This is a genomic window from Pseudomonas sp. AP3_22 TE3818, from assembly GCF_053628995.1.
The window spans coordinates 2714484-2734618 of sequence record NZ_JBRJHL010000001.1 but is presented as its reverse complement, the minus strand read 5'-3'; the positions used below and the strand labels follow the sequence as shown (position 1 = coordinate 2734618).

General features: G+C 59.2%; 19 protein-coding genes and 3 pseudogenes. 8 read left to right on the top strand and 14 right to left on the bottom strand.

Features of this window, described 5'->3' with window-relative positions; all coding sequences use genetic code 11:
- Positions 1-34 precede the first annotated feature (34 nt).
- Positions 35-467: pseudogene (locus tag AB7M25_RS12440) on the top strand (transposase); the annotation flags it as partial.
- A gap of 371 nt (positions 468-838) precedes the next feature.
- On the opposite strand, the gene AB7M25_RS12435 reads toward AB7M25_RS12440, so the two are convergent.
- The 3 genes from AB7M25_RS12435 to AB7M25_RS12425 are packed head-to-tail and all read right to left on the bottom strand — an operon-like array spanning position 839 to position 2910.
- Positions 839-1381, bottom strand: coding sequence for a histidine phosphatase family protein (locus AB7M25_RS12435; protein ID WP_454237379.1), 543 nt, complete (start codon positions 1379-1381; stop codon positions 839-841).
- Between the two features lie 17 nt (positions 1382-1398).
- Positions 1399-2487 carry an SDR family oxidoreductase gene (locus AB7M25_RS12430; RefSeq protein WP_454237378.1) on the bottom strand — a complete coding sequence of 363 codons (1089 nt, stop codon included), beginning with the start codon at positions 2485-2487 and terminating at the stop codon, positions 1399-1401.
- 3 nt (positions 2488-2490) lie between these two features.
- Entirely contained in the window at positions 2491-2910 is a 420-nt protein-coding gene (locus AB7M25_RS12425) for an ester cyclase (RefSeq protein WP_454237377.1), read from the bottom strand.
- A gap of 117 nt (positions 2911-3027) precedes the next feature.
- Between AB7M25_RS12425 and AB7M25_RS12420 the strand changes: the two genes are divergently transcribed.
- Complete coding sequence (locus tag AB7M25_RS12420; protein WP_429384795.1) at positions 3028-3927, top strand: LysR family transcriptional regulator; 900 nt, start codon at positions 3028-3030, stop codon at positions 3925-3927.
- A 58-nt stretch (positions 3928-3985) separates the two neighbouring features.
- On the opposite strand, the gene AB7M25_RS12415 is transcribed toward AB7M25_RS12420, so the two are convergent.
- Positions 3986-4942 (bottom strand): AraC family transcriptional regulator, encoded by a 957-nt coding sequence (locus AB7M25_RS12415; RefSeq protein ID WP_429518754.1) that lies wholly within the window; start codon positions 4940-4942, stop codon positions 3986-3988.
- A gap of 199 nt (positions 4943-5141) precedes the next feature.
- Between AB7M25_RS12415 and AB7M25_RS12410 the strand changes: the two genes are divergently transcribed.
- The 4 genes from AB7M25_RS12410 to AB7M25_RS12395 all read left to right on the top strand — a co-directional run bounded on the left by AB7M25_RS12410 (position 5142) and on the right by AB7M25_RS12395 (position 8213).
- Complete coding sequence (locus AB7M25_RS12410; RefSeq protein WP_454237376.1) at positions 5142-6095, top strand: diiron oxygenase; 954 nt, start codon at positions 5142-5144, stop codon at positions 6093-6095.
- Between the two features lie 81 nt (positions 6096-6176).
- Complete coding sequence (locus AB7M25_RS12405) at positions 6177-6611, top strand: MAPEG family protein (RefSeq protein ID WP_429518758.1); 435 nt, start codon at positions 6177-6179, stop codon at positions 6609-6611.
- A gap of 87 nt (positions 6612-6698) precedes the next feature.
- Positions 6699-7331, top strand: a complete 633-nt coding sequence (locus tag AB7M25_RS12400; protein ID WP_454237375.1) for a dihydrofolate reductase family protein — start codon at positions 6699-6701, stop codon at positions 7329-7331.
- Between the two features lie 75 nt (positions 7332-7406).
- Positions 7407-8213: a glycosyltransferase family 2 protein gene (locus AB7M25_RS12395; RefSeq protein WP_454237374.1), complete on the top strand. Its 807-nt coding sequence runs from the start codon at positions 7407-7409 to the stop codon at positions 8211-8213.
- 65 nt (positions 8214-8278) lie between these two features.
- Here AB7M25_RS12395 and sorB read toward each other — a convergent pair whose 3' ends face one another.
- The 4 genes from sorB to mqo form a co-directional block, all read right to left on the bottom strand.
- Positions 8279-8914 carry a SorB family sulfite dehydrogenase c-type cytochrome subunit gene (gene sorB, locus AB7M25_RS12390; protein WP_429384807.1) on the bottom strand — a complete coding sequence of 212 codons (636 nt, stop codon included), beginning with the start codon at positions 8912-8914 and terminating at the stop codon, positions 8279-8281.
- Between the two features lie 9 nt (positions 8915-8923).
- On the bottom strand, positions 8924-10165 hold the full coding sequence (sorA, locus tag AB7M25_RS12385) for a SorA family sulfite dehydrogenase catalytic subunit (protein WP_429384809.1): 1242 nt from the start codon (positions 10163-10165) through the stop codon (positions 8924-8926).
- Positions 10166-10698: 533 nt separating this feature from the next.
- Complete coding sequence (locus AB7M25_RS12380; protein ID WP_007974162.1) at positions 10699-11007, bottom strand: DUF6124 family protein; 309 nt, start codon at positions 11005-11007, stop codon at positions 10699-10701.
- A 200-nt stretch (positions 11008-11207) separates the two neighbouring features.
- Positions 11208-12851, bottom strand: coding sequence for a malate dehydrogenase (quinone) (mqo, locus tag AB7M25_RS12375; RefSeq protein WP_454237373.1), 1644 nt, complete (start codon positions 12849-12851; stop codon positions 11208-11210).
- 480 nt (positions 12852-13331) lie between these two features.
- On the opposite strand from mqo, the gene ilvD reads away from it, so the two are divergent.
- Positions 13332-15014, top strand: coding sequence for a dihydroxy-acid dehydratase (gene ilvD / locus AB7M25_RS12370; protein ID WP_454237372.1), 1683 nt, complete (start codon positions 13332-13334; stop codon positions 15012-15014).
- A gap of 107 nt (positions 15015-15121) precedes the next feature.
- On the opposite strand, the gene AB7M25_RS12365 is transcribed toward ilvD, so the two are convergent.
- The 3 genes and pseudogenes from AB7M25_RS12365 to AB7M25_RS12355 all read right to left on the bottom strand — a co-directional run bounded on the left by AB7M25_RS12365 (position 15122) and on the right by AB7M25_RS12355 (position 17506).
- On the bottom strand, positions 15122-15847 hold the full coding sequence (locus AB7M25_RS12365; RefSeq protein ID WP_454238349.1) for a methyl-accepting chemotaxis protein: 726 nt from the start codon (positions 15845-15847) through the stop codon (positions 15122-15124).
- Positions 15848-15979: 132 nt separating this feature from the next.
- Positions 15980-16735: pseudogene (locus AB7M25_RS12360) on the bottom strand (MCP four helix bundle domain-containing protein); the annotation flags it as partial.
- A 96-nt stretch (positions 16736-16831) separates the two neighbouring features.
- Positions 16832-17506, bottom strand: coding sequence for a DUF2238 domain-containing protein (locus tag AB7M25_RS12355; protein WP_429384817.1), 675 nt, complete (start codon positions 17504-17506; stop codon positions 16832-16834).
- Between the two features lie 158 nt (positions 17507-17664).
- Between AB7M25_RS12355 and AB7M25_RS12350 the strand changes: the two genes are divergently transcribed.
- Positions 17665-18096, top strand: coding sequence for a nuclear transport factor 2 family protein (locus AB7M25_RS12350; protein ID WP_454237371.1), 432 nt, complete (start codon positions 17665-17667; stop codon positions 18094-18096).
- Between the two features lie 123 nt (positions 18097-18219).
- Here the strand turns inward: AB7M25_RS12350 and AB7M25_RS12345 are convergent.
- The 3 genes and pseudogenes from AB7M25_RS12345 to AB7M25_RS12335 form a co-directional block, all read right to left on the bottom strand.
- Positions 18220-18357: pseudogene (locus AB7M25_RS12345) on the bottom strand (helix-turn-helix transcriptional regulator); the annotation flags it as partial.
- Between the two features lie 21 nt (positions 18358-18378).
- On the bottom strand, positions 18379-19596 hold the full coding sequence (locus tag AB7M25_RS12340; RefSeq protein ID WP_454237370.1) for a hypothetical protein: 1218 nt from the start codon (positions 19594-19596) through the stop codon (positions 18379-18381).
- Between the two features lie 115 nt (positions 19597-19711).
- Complete coding sequence (locus tag AB7M25_RS12335) at positions 19712-20077, bottom strand: hypothetical protein (protein WP_454237369.1); 366 nt, start codon at positions 20075-20077, stop codon at positions 19712-19714.
- Positions 20078-20135: the final 58 nt, after the last annotated feature.

Here is a 20135-nt window from a genome sequence, read left to right as displayed (position 1 = left end):
ATGATTTCTGAGGATTTCATCGCAGGGATCGCCCATGAAGCGCTTTATCCAAGGTGAACATCGAGGCCAAGGCACCTTACTTCCCGAGAGCCTCGACGACTACGTCAGCGATACCAACCCGGTGCGCGTAGTCGACGTCTTTGTCGATGAACCCGACCTGGTCTCCTTGGGTTTTGACGGTGCTATCCCAGCCGACAGGGCGGCCTGCTTACCACCCAGCGATCCTGCTGAAGATCTACATTTACGGCTATCTCAACCGCATCCAGTCGAGTCGACGCCTGGAACGAGAAGTCCAACGCAACGTCGAGCTGATGTGGCTGACCGGGCGGTTGATGCCCGACTTCAAGACCATCGCTAACTTGCGAAAAGACAACAGCAAGGCCATCCGGGGCGTCTGTCGCCAGTTCGTCGTGCTGTGGCAGCAGTTGGGATTGTTCGGAGAAAACCTGGTCGCCATCGACGGCAATCACCACCTACGTGCCCAAGCCGATGACCTCTGGAGCCAAGGCTCTATAAAAGCAGCGTTGACGTGTTCCAGGTCGCGCCTGATGCGACACGCAGCATTTGCCTTGAGATCGTTCCTCCAAGAGCGTCAATGATCGAAGACGATGATGCCATGAGCGTTTTTACACACTCTGGGTCGGTTGCAGCCCTTCGCGACAGGCAGCAATAGGTATCTGTCCAGCGAGACAAATCGCCAACCTACACTCCAAGGCTCCGCCTTTGTATGGGGCCGAGCGAGTAGAAAAACGTGGTTTTCGCGTCCCAAAGAAGTCTCTGCAAATGAACGACCAACCTGAACTTTCCCTTCGTTTAATCTCCGCGCCAGATGGCACTTTTAAACTCCGCTATATTGATACACCGTCGCACTCCAATACTGGCTGCCGTTACGTTTTTGGCGAACCCATCCATCGGCCACCAGTTGTTTGGCGATCATTCGATTCATAAAGCCATGACCGAGCAGCAGAACCGGTCCTTCGTTGGCAAGGGACTGAAGTCGTCGAGCTGCCGTGCTGGCGCGCATCCTCGCAGTTCCGGCGGATTCGACGCTGCGTGAGTAACCGCACAACCACAAGACTCGAAGGATAAATGCCCAGGTAAACGGCGATAGCCGTGGCAGTTTCCAGTGACCATAAGGCAGTTGCGCTTCACAGAAAAGCGCGTCGACAAGGGCGGGCTTCAGGCCAAGAGCCTGGACGGAGGTCAGCGCACGAGGCGCGCTGCTTGAGACAATCACCTTGGCGGTTGCGGCGAGCTGCATGCTGGCATCCGGGACCGGGTGGTGGGTAATTTCGGACCGGTTGTATTGCTCGATCCAGTCTTTCATATCGAGCGCTGACATTTTGTCGGTTGCGACCAGTTTTGGCTGGCCGTGACGCATCAGGATTATTTCCCTACTCACTGTATGTTTACGTCCTTGTTCAGGTGTGCGGTCAATTTGGAAGGAGTACGGTTCCGGGAACTTAAGGTTTGACTCTCAAACCAATCGTGATCGCGGTACCACGCCACCGTATCGGTGATTGTCAGCTCTAGTGGCCGGAAACTCAGGCCAAGCTCTTGTTCACTCTTGCGGTGGTTGAAACAGGTGCGGTCCTTCTCTCGTACCAACAGGCGCAACGTGGCCATGCTCAGCAGAATGGGCTTGCTGGTAATACGCGCATACATCTCCTGCACAGCCGCCAACGTGTATAGAAAGGGGAGCGGTAGTTGTCGAACGGGTGTCTTGACGCCCGCTATACGTCCAAGCATAGGCACCAGCTCACGCATTGTCATATGCCGGCCCGCCGCGAGATAGCGCTCACCTCGCCGCCCATGTTTGGCTGCGGCAATCTGCGCCAATGCCACATCGCGGGCATCGACAACGGAGAAACTACCAGGGATCAGTCCGGGCAGTTTGCCGAGCACGACATCGTTTACCAACTGTCCCGAGGAGGTGGGGCCCATGTCGGCCGGGCCCCACATCCAGCCAGGCAGGACCATGCAGGCCTGCATCTGCGGATGGACCTCCAGGAACGACAAGACGACACGGTCGGCGAGAATCTTGCTACGGTAGTAGTCATCCGCATCGGCGTCGGCCCGCAGACATGTCTCATCGATGGACGTGCCAGGTGCGCCGTCGAGCACGGCAATGGAAGACGTATGGATGAACCGTCGTATACCGGCGCGGTAGGCATGATTTAGCAGGTGCCGCGTACCAGACACATTAATCTTTTCGAGTTGCTTCCAGTGGCTGCCGCCCTTGTAGTTGTCGCGAAAGAACGCCGCGGTGTGAAACACCGTATCGCAGCCTTGCAGCGACGCTGCGAATGCGTCGACATCGGCCATGTCCCCAACGACCAGTTCCACACCCGGCAAATTGTTGAACTGCTGTTCACCTTTGGCTCTTGAACGGACCAGGGCTTTGACCGCGTAGCCACGAGCGACCAATTCACGCACCAGGTTGTTGCCCAACAAGCCGGTTGCGCCAGTAACGAATGCGTTGTGCATGGCTCAACCCTCAGCTGGATAGGCTAACGGCATCAGCACCGCACTGTCGAAGAAGGCCTCTTCACGGATGGCCAGCCCGTCTCTGAAGGTGAAGTGTGCGGCGTAGTACGCGGTAATATGGCGTCCATGAGGTGGAATCACCCGGCCTGGCAGCACCAAGGGTGCGGCGAATGTGCCGGTCAGGAAGGCAGTCAGCGCCAAACGATCGTTACCGACGGCGAATGGGCTGAAAATCATGTGGGCATCGGGGAGCGCTTCGAGCAATGCGATCTCTCGTTTGCGCATGGCTTCGCGACCGGTTTGTATCCCCATGCTATCGAGGTAGATGAAGTCTTCGCAAACCAGCGCAAGCATCGCCTCCACATCACGGCGATTGAAGGCACTGGCGGCGCGTTCCGCATAGTCGTTGGGGCCAGTAGTCATACAGTCCATTCCATTCGTCTTCGAGGGCTTGTAGATATACCTTTGAGGCCTCTCCCGAAAAACAGCGACTACTGCATAATGGATTTGCACATATGCAGACCAGGGAGGATATGAAGCATGGCGTTGCAAGCAAATTGGGATGATCTTCGTCTGTTGTTGGCAGTCTCGCGGCGTGGCAGCTTTCTTCAAGCTGGCCAGATGCTGGGTATTGCGGCGTCTACGGTGTCCCGCCGGTTGACACAACTTGAGAGCGCCCTGGGCGAGCTACTCGTCGAGCGGGGCGTTGAAGGATGCTGGTTGACCTCGCGCGGCCAATCCCTCGTGGAAGTTGCCCTAGCGGCGGAGGCGGGCTTGAGGCGTCAAACCGTTGCTGGCATGTCCGGGCTACACACAGAGCTATTTGGCAGTGTCCTGGTCAGTGCAGGAGAGGGATTTTCGTCTTGCGTGCTGGAGGCTGCGAGTCGCTTCACCTCTCTTCACCCGCGTTGCTCGGTGGAGTTGATGGCAACAGCCGACTTTCACAAGATTGTCCGCGGCGTGGCAGACATTGCTGTACGCACAGCTCATCTAGGCGAACCGTCGCTGATTTATCGACCAATAGGCCGGCTCGCTTACGGTGTCTTCGCCGATGCAGGGTATCTGAAACGGTATCCAGGGGTGACCCCGGCCACTGCGGTCAATATTGCCTTGCTTCCTCCGCTGGACATGTTGCCGCAAATGCGTGCGGCAAAGGCCGCGGGTCTGGAACGCGCGCAGATCAGCGTGAACTCGTTCGCGGTTCAGCTCGAATCGGTGAGGCGAGGAATGGGTGTGGCAGTACTGCCCCGTATTCTGGCGAAGGACCTGATCGAGTTGTTCCCGGATCTCCAACTTCCCGATATGGAAGTCTATCTGGTGACCCGGCCTCAGGCATTGAAACAGGCTCACATTAAATGTTTTTTTGCCATCCTGGAGCAGGTACTGCTCGAAGCCCTTTCCCTAGAAAATGTGGAAGGTTACCTCTTGGGGGCAACCTGAAATGGGTGCATGGGGGCGCTAGCCAAAATATCAGACTGCCCTCAGGCACCGGCCCTTCTCATGCCGATTGTCTGCGCCAGGTACCGGGTGATGTGCCGAACTGGCGTTTGAATGCGCGGCTGAACGCCGCTTCGGATTCGTAGCCCACTGCAAAGCCGATTTGCGCCACGTTACCGCGACCTTCGCGCAGGTGTTGAGCCGCCACGTGCATACGCCAGAGCGTCAGGTATTGCATCGGTGGCTGTCCGACCAATGCCGTGAATCGCTCCGCGAATACCGAGCGCGACATGCCCACTTCAAGCGCCAGGGCTTCTGCCGTCCAACCCTCGGTTGGACGCGCATGGAGCAGCGCCAGTGCGTGTCCGATATGCGCATCTCGCAAACCCGCCAGCCACCCGCGCCGTTCAGGGGGGAGGTTCGCGACATACTGGCTGACGGCTTCGACGAACAGCAGTTCGGAGAGCTTGGCGATGACCGTTGTCGAGCCGACGCGCCCCGCCGCGATCTCACTGACGGCGAAACGGAATGAGCTTTCAATCCAGGCGCCCGAAGCCGTCGCGCGCACATCCAGCTTCAACAAGGATGGCAGGGACGAAAGCAACGGGCTGAACGGTGTTTCAGAGCCGAGGAATCCGCACAGTAACTGTGTGGCCTCGCCGCCCCCGCCGCACTTGATTCGTGATATGCCGCCGACTTCCGGCGGCTGAATGACTTCGCGCGCCGACATGGGCGCAACGCCTAGATCACTGCCAAAGGTATGAACGTCATTGCGCGGCAGCAGAATGAGTTCGCCTGCCCGCACATCGAGAGTGGGGCCATCGTCGATGCGTAATTGCATGTGCCCCGCCGCGACAAAATGCGAGGCAATGATATGCCGAGGGGCCGCCAGGAACGGTTTGCAATCGTCGGCGGAGATTCTTCCGCTCAGACACCAGGGCGCAGTGAACTCCGCCTCGAGGAAGACCCCTCCAGACAGCCGAATCACCCGCAATACATCAGATAGCGCATCCAGCAATTGCCAGCCCTCCTTTCCGGAGTCCCGAGCATGTAATCAGGCGCACTGGTCATTCGCCGCCTTAACGGCGAGGCCTAGATTAGCACCAACGCGGACTCAGTGATCGAGACGATCCCCAGACGCTTCACCGATTGTCATTGACTCCCGCGCTAACCGTAATTGGCCCATTCCAACTCGACCACGCAAGCCGGAGACCAGTATGAACACCGCCGCTACCCTGCCCCGCCCGGATTCGGGCAACGCCGTCCGTTATGCGCAACTTGTCAGATCCTCGAAGAAAGCGGAATGGCAGATCGATCGCGACTTGCTGCAGGACCGCAGCTTCGACTTCTCGCGCAAATTCTTGCCCGACGGACTCTCGCATATCGACCGCCTGACCTTCCTTGGTGCAGACGAGGCGCGCCTGCTCAGCCAGATTCAGGGCCGAACTTATGCGTACATTTTTGGCCTGGTCGAGCGTTTTATCAGTGCCAAGATGCTCGACCAGGGTCGGGCCCATGTATTTGACAATCAGCTCGCCCTCGAAGCGCTGGTGCGTTTTTCCAACGACGAGATCAAGCATCAGGAGCTGTTCCGGCGCATCGAGACGATGATGGGGACTCGATTGCCGGCGGGATATCGTCAGGTTGCCGATCCTAACGATGTGGCGCGCGCGGTACTGGCGGCCAGCACGTGGGCGGTCCTGGCGCTGACCTGTCATATCGAGCTGTTTGTTCAGACGCACTACGTGCAGAGCATCGCCCCGCGCGAGGAGTTGTGCCCCCTGTTCAAGGACGTCTTCAAGTTTCACTGGAAGGATGAAAGCCGCCACGTCGTACTCGATGAACTGGAGTGGGAGGCGGAGCACGCGAAACTCTCCCCGGCCGAGCGCGACCAGGCCGTGAACGATCTGATTGCCCTGGTGGCGGCCGTCGACGCGATCCTGCAGGAACAATCGGCAGCCGATGCCGACTACTTCATGGGAAATGCTTCACGATCGTTCAGTGTCGATGAGACCGCGCAAATCAAGGCCTGCGTGCTGAGCGCCTACCGCTGGCAATACATTGTCTCGGGCGTGCAGCATCCACACTTTGGCCGGCTGCTTGCGCGCATGACAACCCCGGCACAGATGTCCAGGGTCCAGACCGCACTGGCACCCATCATGGGCCATTGATCGACAAGGGGCGACCGACCGCGCGTCGGTCGCGCGACAGTGGGATGACGTGCTGAAAATGATGGATTGAGGATGGCAGCCATGACGATTGCGATGTGGATGCTGCTTGGCTTTGCGACCTGGACCTTACTGTTGTTGATGGCAACCGTCGGGGTCTATCGCTGGGTCAGAATCCTGTTCTCGAATGTTCCGATCGCTTCTTTCCGGAGCGATCAGCTCGAGGGCGAGGATTGGTACCGGCGCGGGACAAGAGCACACGCCAACTGCGTGGAAAACCTGCCGGTCTTTGGCGTCATCGTGTTCGTGATTTCAGCCCTGGGTGTCGACGGTCCTGTGGTGAGCTACTTGTCCATCATCGTCCTGATCGCTCGTGTGTGTCAGTCTCTGGTTCACGTCTCCCATGTGCAGACCGATAGCTTCGTGGCGGTTCGATTTACTTTCTTTTGCCTACAATTGATCTGTTTTCTCGCACTCATTGTCATCACCGCTGGTTACGGCGCAGGCATACTCAAATAGAGGCTCGACTATCCGGCAGGGAATGTCTCAACTGATCGCAGACTCCCCTGTCTAACCTCTTTGACCAGGACGAATCAGGAGAAAAGCATGCGCACACTGACCGTTGCCGCGTTCGTGAGTCTGGACGGCGTCATGCAAGCGCCCGGCGGGCCTGAAGAGGACACCAGTGGCGGATTCCGCTTCGGTGGCTGGATCGTGCCCTACGCCGACCAGACAACCGGCCAGGCCGTACAGGACCTGTTCTCGCAGCCGTTCGAGTTGCTGCTGGGGCGTCGGACCTACGACATCTTCGCCGCCTATTGGCCACACGCTTCGGCCGACTCACCCCACCACACCATTGCCGACCTGTTCAACGGCGTCCCCAAGCACGTGGCCACCCATCGCGGCGATTCGCTGGAATGGCACAACAGTCATGCGCTGCCGGGCAACCTGGTCGACGCGATCAGCGCGCTCAAGCGCCAGGACGGTCCTCGGCTACTGACCCAGGGCAGCGGCGACCTGGTACGCCAACTGCTCGCCGCCGGCCTGGTGGACGAGATGCGGCTGATGATTCATCCCATCCTGCTGGGACGCGGCAAGCGCCTGTTCGACGACAACGCACAGGCGGCGGCCTTCACCTTGCTGAACTCGATCAGCTCGCCCGGGGGTGTGCTGATCGCCCGATACAGCCGCAGCGGCGAGGTGCGCACAGGTACGTTCCAAGGCGTCAGCCAACGATAGCCCAAGTGAAATTAAGCTTGGGCTAAGGTTGCTGCTTTAGTCTTCGACGCTTTCAGGTAGTCGAGCATTTCGAAGATGGCCCGTGTCGATACAAGCGCCAAACCGCCGTTCAGCATCGTGCTGGTGAATTACAAAACCCTCGATCTGACTAGGATCTGCCTGGACCTTTTGCGTGAGCCTGCACGCAAAGCCGGCATACCCGTCTGGGTGGTGGACAACGATTCGGCGGACGCCAGCGTCGAGTATCTGCGCTCACTGGACTGGATCAACCTGATCGAACGCGATGCCCCCACCAAAGAACCCGGCCACATCGCCCATGGCAAGGCACTGGACATGGCGCTGTCCAGGGTCAATACCGACCATCTGTTCCTGATGCACACCGACACCTTCGTCTTCGATGCCACCATCTTTGCGCTGATGATGGAACACTGCACCAGGGATCGAAACGTCATTGCGGTCGGCTGCACCGAGCAGCTCAATCGCGGGTTGCCAAGGACTGTCTGGCGTTTCACCTCACGCTTCGCGAAGCACCATTTCCGTCGCCTGAAACTGTCCCTGGGCCTGCGTTCAAGAGAACCGAAGCCCTACACCGAAACCTACCTGAAAAGCTTTTGCACCCTGTGGAATTGCAGGCTGATGAAGCAGCAGGGTCTGCATTTCCAGATCGATGACCGGGTGCCCGGTTATGAGCTGCAGGACCGCGCGATCGGCCTCGGCTACAAGGTGGTGTTTGTGTCGCCCGGCAAAATCTTCAAGTACCTGGACCACGTCCAGGCCGGCACCGTCGCCGCCGCTGGCGGATATGGCCGGGATCACCGGCGGACCAGGATGTACCAGGACATTCTCAAGCGCTTCAGTGCAGCCAACTCCTCGATGGATTGAACAGATCGCACTCACAGAAAAGCCCACTGACCGTCGCCGGTTCAGTGGGCTTTTTTGCATCAGGCTCACTGGCTCATGATGAACGTCGCCAGGCTTTTCAGGTCGTCCGGGCCCAATTGCGCGAAGGGCGGCATGGGCACATCCCCCCACTTTCCGCTGCCGCCGTGCTGAATGCTGGACATTACCCGGGCCAGCGCCTGGGGGTCATTGGCATACCTGGCCGCCACATCGTGATAGGCCGGGCCAACGACCTTGTGGTCGATTGCGTGGCAGGACAGGCAGGCGTTGTCCTTGAGCAAGGCCGAAGCCACTTTTGCCACCGACACCGCCGGGGGCTGCTCCACCGGCGGGTTCGAGGCCGCCTGGACATCGGCGTCGGTGGCCTTGGCACTGCCGTAGGTCGCCGCCAGGTAGGCGCCGATCATACTCACGTCCTGGTCGCTGATCGGAGCACCGTACACGTGCTGCATCTTGCCCGCTTCGGCAGTCCACTGCGCCAAGCTCATGCCGGGCGGCTGGAAGTTGATGTAGTCGGCCGAATGGCAGATGGAGCACTTCTGCTGCGCCAAGGGGTAACCAGGCAGCGAACTGGGCTTGAACGTTGCCGTTTCGGGCGGCAAGGTGATCGAGAGTGGCGCGGCGTCAGCCAGGGTCATCAGGCAAACCTGAGCGGCGCACAGCAGGGAGGTCAAAAATTTCATGCAGCCTCCTCAGGCGACGGTCACGTGGCGGGTTTCGACGACGTGGCGGCGGTAGCCACCGGGGTTCCAGTCCGCTTGCAGCGGCTGCGTCTCGCCGGCCCTGTTGCTGGCGCGCACCATCAACTGAGTGGCGCCCTTGCGGGTAAAGGTGATCGGCAGCGTCCACTCACGAAAGGAGAAACGGCCCAGGTCCTGCCCGAGGGTGGACTTGCGCCATGTAGCTCCGCCGTCGATCGACACCTCGACCTTGTTGACCCCGGCGCCGCCATCGAACGCGATGCCCTTGAGCACCAGGCTTTGGTTCAGCGGCAATACATCGCCGTGTTTGACACTGGTGATGAAACTGCGCACCGGCAATCTGGAAATCGGTTGGGTGTTCGCCGCCGTGGTGCCGGGGGCAATGCACAGGCAATCGTTATCCGGGACCCGGTACCCCTTGGCCATGAAGAAACCGTCGTAGGTATGGTCGACGACTTCAATCTCACTCAGGTGCTTGACCCAGTACGTGCCGAAGTAACCGGGCACCACCAGACGAATCGGGTAACCGTTGAGAAATGGCAGGTCGGTGCCATTCATCGACCAGGCGATCATCGGCTCGCCGTCCATGGCATGGCTGATGTCCAGGGCCTTGATGAACTCCGGCGTGCTCGGCAGTACCGGCTTATCGAGCCCACGGAAGGTCACTTGCATGGCACCGGTCTTCACCCCCGCCTTTTCCAATACCGCCTTGAGCGGCACCCCCAGCCACCGCGCATTACCCATCGAGCCATTACCCAACTGAGCCCCGAACACCCGCGGCATCGAGAAGCCACGGCTGTTGCCCGAACACTGATTGACGGCCACCACCTCCACTGGCTCGGCAAGCGCCTTGAGTTCGGCAAGGGAAAGCGACAGCGGCGTATCGACCAAGCCCTTGATCGCCAGGCGGTAGCTGTCCGGATCGATGCTGGTCGGGAAATTGGCCAGGTGGTAACGCACGAAAAAGGCGTCATTGGGCGTGATGGCCCCTTCATTGAAGACAGAAAACGGCGTCTCCAGGTGCGGCGGGCGCGTGGTCACCAGGGTCAACGGGCGTTTTTGCGGGTATTGCACCAGCGGTCGCGGGCCCGCGGCAAAGGTCACTTCTTCAGTGTTTTCCTCAGCGGCCCTGGCGAGATTTGCCACCGGCGAAGCCGCCAACGCCAACGTGAAAGCATCGCGTAAAACCCGCCGACGGCTCGGCTGGCGGCTGTCTATAAAACTGAACTTCATTCTGCGCTCTCTATGATTGTTTTATCGAGATGCAACTGACTACTGGGGGAGCAGGCTCGCCCCTATAAATTCCCGCCAGGGCAAAGAGGTATCAGACTTACGGTTTCGCGTTACCCAGGTCGGTAAACAAACCAGTATCGTCAGGGCCAAACTGTCTGCTTCACATTGAGCGTCAGATACTTGGCAATTGATGACAGGGGTTACCGATATGTGCGGCATAGAGAGAGTGCTGTTCACTTAAGCAGATGCCTCAGACACACCTGCTTTCTGTGGCGAGGGAGCTTGCTCCCGCCGGGCTGCGCAGCGGCCCCAAAAAATGTGCCGTTTTTTTATGTGAGTGCTACGCACTCAAGCGGGAGCAAGCTCCCTCGCCACGGGTTTTCTCTGACTGAAGAGATGCTGAAGTGAACAGCATTACGGCATAGAGAAGCCTTTTCGAAAACGATGTCCTGGTCATCGCCCACAAAAAAGCCCACTGACCGTCGCCGGTTCAGTGGGCTTTCTCCCTTCAGGCTATCAACTGCCCTCGCCTGCTACTGCGGATCGACCTGATCCAGCACGCGATTCACCGACAACTCCGCCAAGGCAATCATCTGTTGAATCCCCAGCGCCAAATTGCATTTAGGGCCGCTGAGGATAAACGCCAGCTCACTGGCCATGACACTGGCCGAGGCCAGGGTTTCACAGGCGTGAACCAGCAGGGTTTCGTTGTTGACGTTGGGGGCGATGGTGAAGATGGGATTGGGACGGCGCTCGGCCCCAGCCGGTTTGCGGGACACAAACTCAGTATCGGAATCGGACGAACTTGGGGTTTCTGATGAGTTAGCGTTTTCGTTGAGCATTTGGAACTCCATTGGATTGGGTTCCTATGAAAATCGGGCTACCACACCCGGTCGCTGGGTTGGCAGCGACCGAAGGAGATTAACGATGGCACTTCTGAGGGGCAAGCCCACTTCACTGCAGGAAATATCTGAGTCTCCAGACCGAAAAAAGCCCACTGACCGTCGCCGATTCAGTGGGCTTTTTTTGATCCGGCGTCTAGTTACAGAGCCATATCACTCGCAGCGCTAGGCTTCGGTGCTTTCGCATCCGTGTCGACAGTCACTGGCTTCACAGCCGGTGCGATCACCGGTGGCGGAGTCAGTTCCAGCACCTTGGCGGTGTAGGCCCACTCTTCAGCAACCTTCTCGGGGCTGTTGTTCAGCTGGGTGCCGTAGCTCGGCACGATCTGGTGCAGTTTTGCCTGCCACTCAGGGCTCGCGACCTTGTCCTTGAACACTTTCTGCAGCACGGTCAGCATGATCGGTGCGGCGGTCGATGCGCCTGGGGAGGCGCCCAGCAGGCCGGCGATGCTGCCGTCTTGCGAAGCGACGATTTCGGTGCCCAGTTTCAGCACGCCACCGGCGGCTTCGTCACGCTTGATGATCTGCACGCGCTGGCCGGCTTGCCACAGGCGCCAGTCTTCAGCCTTGGCGTTCGGGAAGTATTCCTTCAGGGCGTTGAGGCGGTCTTCATCCGACAGCATCAGCTGGCCGGCGAGGTACTCGACCAGCGGGTATTCCTTGATGCCGACCTTGGTCATTGGCCACACGTTGTGGGTGGTCGTGGTGGTCAGCAGGTCCAGGTACGAACCTTCTTTCAGGAACTTGGTGCTGAAGGTCGCGAACGGGCCAAACAGGATCACGCGCTTGCCGTCCAGCACGCGGGTGTCCAGGTGCGGAACCGACATCGGCGGTGCGCCCACCGAAGCCTTGCCGTAGGCCTTGGCCAGGTGTTGCTCGGCGATGGTCGGGTTCTCGGTCACCAGGAACGAGCCGCCGACCGGGAAGCCTGCGTATTCCTGGGCTTCAGGAATGCCGGACTTCTGCAGCAGGTGCAGGGCACCGCCGCCGGCGCCGATGAACACGAACTTGGCGTCGGTTTCGGTTTTGCTGCCGTCTTTCAGGTTTTTGTAGCTGACGCGCCAGCTGCCGTCTTCGTTGCGGGTGATGTCCTGCACTTCGCTGGACAGCTTCAAGTCGAACTTCGGCGTGGTTTGCAGGTGTGCAACGAACTGACGCGTGATTTCACCGAAGTTCACGTCGGTGCCGATCGGGCTCCAGGTGGCCGCGATTTTCTGGTTCGGGTCACGCCCTTCCATCATCAGCGGTACCCACTGCTTGATCACGGCCGGGTCTTCGGAGTACTGCATGCCGGCGAACAGCGGGCTCGCCTGCAGGGCGTCGTAGCGTTTTTTCAGGAACTTGATGTTGTCATCACCCCACACGAAGCTCATGTGCGGCGTGGAGTTGATGAACGAACGCGGGTTCTTCAGCACGCCTTGCTGAACCTGCCAGGCCCAGAACTGACGGGAGATCTGGAAGGCTTCGTTGATTTCAACGGCCTTCGGGATCGAGACCTTGCCGTTCTCGTCTTCCGGGGTGTAGTTCAGCTCGGCCAGGGCGGAGTGACCGGTACCGGCGTTGTTCCAGCCGTTGGAGCTTTCCAGGGCGACGCCGTCGAGGCGCTCGATCATTTCCATCGAAGTGCCAGGTTCCAACTCGTTGAGCCAGACACCCAGGGTCGCGCTCATGATGCCGCCGCCAATAAGCAGTACGTCGACTTTCTTGGCTTCTTCGGCCTGGGCTGTCGTCATCCCCAACGACAAGGCCAGCCCCAGCAGGGCTGTGTTCACTTTCTTAAACATCTGTAGCACCTATGATAAAACGCCATCCGCCCTTCCATCCTCATGCGCACAGCCCCGTGTTTCACGGCAGTCACGGGGGCGGCACTCAAGGATTGCAGGGTGGGCACACAAGGCCGATGAACCGCATCGACCCCAGTTTTTTGTCCCTTCTGAACTGACTTTTTATCTTTATTGGCTTCAGCTACTTGAGCGACAGTGATTCGTTCGCCCGTCGCGAGGACAGGTAAACAGAATAGGTCAAACCAAGTTGTTGCGAAGAATATCACGACATGGCTACCCGCGCGTCTGTTCGCGACTGCGTGGTCCGGTCGCTGATGAACCTGTAGGAGCTGGCTTGCCAGCGATGGCGCCCTCCGATGCGATACAACACTCAAGGCCGCCATCGCCGGCAAGCCGGCTCCTACAGGGTCCGGTGCACGAGGTGACGGCGGATCGGCGACTATACTCAGTGGTCTTCAGATGAGCCGGTGAGGACAAGTCATGAGCGACAAAGACGATCTGCGCAAGTACTCCTCTCAAGTGATCGACGGCATAGAGGCCGCACCGGCACGCGCCATGCTACGGGCCGTGGGCTTTACCGATGCAGACTTCGACAAGCCGCAGATCGGCATCGCCTCGACCTGGGCCATGGTCACGCCCTGCAACATGCACATCGACAAGCTGGCGCGCGAGGCCGAAAAAGGCGCGAATGCCGCCGGCGCCAAGGGCGTGATCTTCAACACCATCACCATCTCCGACGGCATCGCCAACGGTACCGAAGGCATGAAGTATTCCCTGGTGTCGCGCGAAGTGATCGCCGACTCCATTGAAGTGGTCACCGGTTGCGAGGGTTTCGACGGCCTGGTGACCATCGGCGGCTGCGACAAGAACATGCCGGGCTGCCTGATCGGCATGGCGCGGCTCAATCGCCCGTCGATCTTTGTCTATGGCGGCACCATCCAGCCGGGGGCCGGGCATACCGACATCATTTCCGTGTTCGAGGCCGTAGGCCAACACGCGCGGGGCGACATCAGCGAGATCCAGGTCAAGCAGATCGAGGAAGTGGCGATTCCCGGCCCCGGCTCCTGTGGCGGCATGTACACCGCCAACACTATGGCCTCGGCCATCGAGGCGCTGGGCATGAGCTTGCCCGGTTCCAGCTCCCAGGACGCCATTGGCGGTGACAAGGCCTCGGACAGTTTCCGCGCCGGACAGCAGGTCATGGAGCTGCTCAAGCTCGACCTCAAACCCCGGGACATCATGACCCGCAAAGCCTTTGAGAATGCCATACGCGTGGTGATCGCCCTCGCCGGCTCGACCAACGCCGTGCTGCATCTGCTGGCCATGGCCAACGCGGTGGATGTCGAACTGACCCTGGACGACTTCGTCGAGCTGGGCAAGATCTCCCCGGTGGTCGCCGACCTGCGTCCCAGCGGCAAGTACATGATGAGCGAGCTGGTGGCCATCGGCGGCATTCAACCGCTGATGAAGCGCATGCTCGATGCCGGCATGCTGCACGGCGATGTGCTGACCGTCACCGGCCAGACCCTGGCCCAAAACCTCGCCGGCGTGCCCGACTACCCGGCCGGCCAGGACGTGATCCGGCCCTTCGACCAGCCGATCAAGAAGGACTCGCACCTGGTCATCCTGCGCGGCAACCTCTCGCCCACCGGTGCCGTGGCCAAGATCACCGGCAAGGAAGGCTTGCGCTTTGAAGGCACGGCGCGGGTCTATCACGGCGAGGAAGGTGCGCTGGCCGGCATTCTCAATGGCGAAGTGCAGCCCGGCGAAGTGATCGTGATCCGCTACGAAGGGCCCAAGGGCGGGCCGGGCATGCGCGAAATGCTGTCGCCGACCTCGGCGGTCATGGGCAAGGGGCTGGGCAAGGAGGTGGCGCTGATCACCGACGGGCGTTTTTCCGGTGGTTCCCACGGTTTCGTGGTCGGCCACATCACGCCGGAAGCCTTTGAAGGCGGCCCGATTGCGCTGGTCGAGAATGGCGACAGGATCATCATCGATGCGCAAACCCGGCAGATTACCGTTGATGTGTCCGATGCCGTGCTGGCCGAGCGCAAGACGCGCTGGGTGCGGCCGGAATCCAAATACAAGCGCGGGGTGCTGGCCAAGTATGCGAAGACCGTGTCCAGTGCTTCGGAGGGGGCGGTGACGGACAAGTACCTTTAGCCCCCCGACCTGTAGGAGCTGGCTTGCCAGCGAAGGCGGCCTCGAATTGTGCATCGATCTTTCGGGCCTCATCGCTGGCAAGCCAGCTCCTACAGTGTTCTAAAGACTCAAAGCCTGAACCGATCCACCGACTGCGACAACTGCCCCGCCAGGCTGGACAACTCATCCGTGGTCGAAGCCGTCTGCCCGATCACCTTGCTGTTGCCTTCGGACATGCCGGCAATCATCTCCACCTGATGGGCGATCTCGTTGCTGGCCAGGCTTTGCTCGCCGATGGTACGGCTGATGTCATTGACCAGTTGTGTGGTGTGCAACGTGGCCTCGAGGATCTCGCGGATGGCGCGCTCGACATCGGCCGTCACCGCCATGCCTTTGTCGACCTGGGCCACGCCCTCCTCCATGCTGATCACCGCCTCGCGAGTGCTTTGCTGAATGCGTGCGACCATGCTGGCGATTTCCTGGGTGGAAGCACTGGTGCGCCCCGCCAGGCTGCGGACCTCATCGGCCACCACGGCAAAACCACGTCCCTGCTCGCCGGCGCGGGCGGCCTCGATGGCGGCGTTGAGTGCCAGCAGGTTGGTCTGGTCGGCAATGCCCTTGATCACCTGGATGATGTTGAAAATCCCCTCGGACTCCTTGTCCAGCGTGCGGATCACCTGCGCCGACTGCTGCGCCGAACGCGCGATGCCGTCCATGTCGCTGACCACCTGGTGGATCACCCGGCCGCCGTCCTTGGCCAGGGCTTCTGCCTGATTGGCCATGTTCAGCGCCCGTTCGGCATGCCGGGTGATTTCCTCGATGCTCGCGGTCATTTCGCTGGCGGCCGCAGCCATGGTGCTGGCCGCCGCGCTTTGCTGCTGGCTGCTGCCGGCCACCTCATGGCAGCCGTTGCTCAGCAGTTCGCTCATGCCGCTGACGCCGTGGGCGTTGCTGCGCACGACCTCGATCATGCCGCGCAAATCCCGCTGCATGGTTGCCAGGCTACGAATCAAGGCACTGGCTTCGTCCTTGTGGGTGGGCTCGACAATCGGCTCGCTGAGGTTGCCATGGGCGATGCTCTCGGCAATGTGGCTGGCGGTTTGCAACGGGCCCATGATGCTCAGGATCGCCGAACGCCCCAGGGCCAGCAGCAACAACAGGCTGGCGATCAGCACGCCGCCGAGGGTCAGGTTGGCGTTGCTGATGGCTTGCGCTGTGCCCTGGCTGGTCTGTTGCGTGTCGCTTTCAATCAACTCGCTGAGGGCCTCCATCTGGTCTTCCAGTTGGCTGAAGGCGTTGTTGAACGTGCCCAGTTCCTGTTGCGCGGCTTCCGGGTTTTCCAGCGCCAGCCCGACGATACGCTCGGCAGTGCCGATGTAGGTGTCGAGGCTGGGCTTGATCTTGTTCAGGCCGGCCTTGATGGTGTCGTTGACCGGCAGCTTGAGGTTTTCCCCGAGCACTTCGCGAAAGCGCCCAGTGTGTTCTTCGACGGAACGGCGCACCTCCGCTTTGCTGCTGGTGCTCTTGTTCAAGCCCACCAACATGGCCGACAGCACGTCGGCGCGCAACGCGTCGTGCATCATGTCGGCTTCGAGGTGATTGCGCAGTGCGACCATGCTGACGTTGTCGTCGTCCACGGCCTCGGCCATCCGGGCGTTCCCCAGGTAACTGACCAGGCTCATGATCAATGCCGTCAGTAATCCGGTGCCGATCAGCAACATTAAACGCAGTTTTATGGACACTCTGTGGTTCCTCTCTGGCACGTTAGGCGGCGGGGTAGCCCGGCGCGGATGGCACGCTTGAAGAGGTTATCGACGGGGCCGCGCAGTAATTGAAGCCTATCCCCACAGATTGTGTTTTTTGCGACATGCGGTCGTCACCGGTTGCTTTTGCAGCATGCCGCGCAGGGACACCAGCGACAGGCTGGCAATCGCACCGGCGACCGCGATGGCCATGTCCTTTTGCGAATCCCACGGATCGTTTTGCGCGCCGACGAAGGCCTTCGCCGTGTCATTGCCCAGGAAGGCACCGCCGATCCACTCCACCAGTTCGTACACGGCAGAGGTCGACAGCATGATGTTCAGGGTCACGAAAAACAGCCAGAACCCGCGCAGCGGCGTCAGTCGCCGCAGGACTTCGCGCACCGGATATGCCAGCAGCAGCCCGTAGCTCAGATGCACCAGCCGGTCGTAGTGATTGCGGTGAACACCTGCCGCCCGGTCGAAACTGAAGCCCAACCACGCCGAAGACCAACGATCGTAAGGCACCAGGGAATAGGTGTAATGGGCGCCCAGTTCATGCACGCACAAAAACGCAAACACCAGCGTGATGGACATCGCCGACAAGCGGAATCGCCGAGAAACCGCGACCAGGGTGCCCACCAGCAACAGCACCAGCAGGTTTTCAAGCGCCCAGTCCACCCGGCTGCGGGGAGAAAAACCCGACACCACGACGATCACCAGGAACACCATCAACAACGTCAGGTCGTGCCGTATACGTGGGTTCGGCTGCATGGCGGGAATACCTCGAAGTCAGGACATCGCCCTTTTAACTTCGAGGCAAGGTCGCCGGGCAAGTTCGCTTTTTCCCTCCAACGCATGCTAAGTTGTACGATGACTGATGAGTGCTCACTCATTCATTGCGTCATCCCTACAACAACAAGGAAATCCCCATGAAAAAAGCAAAAGTGCTGATTGGTTTTCTGTGCCTGTTCAGCGGCTACGTCGCCGCCACCCCGGCTGCCTCGGACAAGGACGTGGCCCAGGCCGTCGACCACCTGACCCAGGCCATGCTGCACAAGGACATCCCGGAACTGAACGCCTTGACCGCCGAGAACCTGACCTACGGGCATTCCAGCGGCAAGATCCAGGACAAGCAGGCCTTCATCGCCGACATCGAAACCGGCAAAAGCGCGTTCAAGACTCTTGAGATGCAAAACCAGACCATCACCGTCTCCGGCGATGTCGCGCTGGTCCGCCACCATTTCTCGGCACAAGCGCTCAAAGGCACCGAAGTGGTGCCAACCGAAATCGAGAATTTCCAGATCTGGCAAAAGCAGGACGGTAAATGGCTGCTGGTGGGACGGCAGGCGTTCAAGTTCTGAGGCACCCGCATAACCTGTGGGAGCGGGCTTGCCCGCGAAGGCGGTGTTTCAGTCAACATTGATGTTGAATGTCCGTCCGCTTTCGCGAGCAAGCCCGCTCACACATTTGATCTGCGTAGTCTGCTAATGCCTGCACAACCACTCGATAAACAACGCAAACAACTCCGACGGTGAACCCACCTCCAGCTTCAGGTACAGGTACAGGTTCTTGCGGTGCATGCGTACGGTTTCCGGCGAGATATTCATCTGACTGGCGGTAGAACTCACCCGTTAGAACTACGTTCAAGACGATGCTGGCATCAACACCGTGCCCCAGAGACCCGCCGCTGCCGCGCCGCCACTGTAGATGAATTGCGGCCCAGCACCGCGCCGAATCGCCTGCGTCCCGGCAGCGACGGCTAGCCAAGGCGAAGCGCAGCCTGGATGCCCCAGCATTGCATCGAGGTTGCACAATCCCGGCCTATTGACTGACATGGGAACTTCAGACAACACGCCTGCAATGGCGGCAGCCCGTCTCCCATCAATACCCACTCGCCAAACCTGCTCAATTAATCTCGATTCAACCGGCACCCAATCAAGAGCCTGGCGCGTAGCGTAAAGCAGGTCATCGGCGGTGGGCTTACGCTCCTGCTCCGGGCGGTGAAGATAGGCTATCGGCGATAATGTGGTTTGCGTCAGACGGTTGCCAAACAACAATCCGACAGCGGCTTCCGCCGTGCCTTGAGGCTGCTGCGGCGCAAACTGCACGGCCACCACCAGCAGCATCGCCCGATCACCAATACGCTGGTCGAGCCAATAGTCCAATGCCGCCAGCCCGCGGCCATCGACGGAGGTTATGGGCTGGCGAATGCCCGATTCGCGCCATGCCTGCTTCCAAACCCGGCGCCATTGCTTCTCCGGCAAACCGGTGTCGACGTCCAGCAACAGGGCCAAAGGTTGATCGGCAGGCAACAGCGCCAAAGTGGGTGCAAGGTCAGCGAGCGTCTGCGCCCATATACTCAGCAATATTGCTTCCGGATTTTCATCTGCATCGCATGATAAACAACTATGGCGAAGTGTTGCGCCATCCATCCTGGACGCTTGTGACTTCAGCGCCGTCGCCCCACTCAGCAGAGCGTCCAGTTGTATTTCCGGATCATCCGCAGGTTCTCCAAGAGCAGTCTGCAAGCTCACGCCCAACACCTGTTGCGAGCGACGTCCCTGACGAATCTTGCGGTTCATGTCTTCTTCACGAGCGTCATCCCATCCATCGGCGGCAGCATGTTCGCCGACGTGCAACAGCACTCGTCCGAATCCCAGCACGCACCAAGCCAGGAAAGGGATGCCCAAGGCCAAGGTCCAGAAATCCGAAGGTCGCTCGGGTAACGTTTCGTCACCGAACAGCAGCGTCCCTACCGTTCCCAGCAAACAACAGAGCAACAACAGACCAAGCCAAAATAAAAACCGAGGTCGTTGAGGGCGCTGTGCGAGAGGAGGCATTTTATCCAGTCTGATTGGCATGGTTAACTTATCCTCGTTTCAAATTAGGAACGCCATTTGTGAAGTTACTATTAGGCGAAAATATAAAATCAGACGCTCTAACCACACCATCATCTTTCACTACGTAGCCTCACACCTACATCGCCTGAAATTTCATTCGAATCCGACAGATTCTTTCTTCTTCTGAATGAATAGCGTTTGTTAACTCACAATTTTTCTTATAGTACTCAGTCTCTTCAGGAGATTTTTCTAAATTTCCTATGCGCGAAAAAACTTCCTCCCTCGCCATAGAAGAAACCCCACCCACAATAGAAAGTGAGCTATAGAAGCCATCTCCGCTAATGCCTATATCCAAATACAACAACTCCATCAATCTTGATGTTGTCAAAGAAGCTAGACACGCAATTCTCTCAATTCCAGCCTCTTCACCTGGTAATATAGAATCGTAAACATTTTCGCAATAAACATCCCTGTATCTAATCCAAGCGCGCTCACCATCCAAAAGCAAATCTCTATGAAGAAATTTAGGGTCCGTAACCAGCGCCTAATATTGATCATTA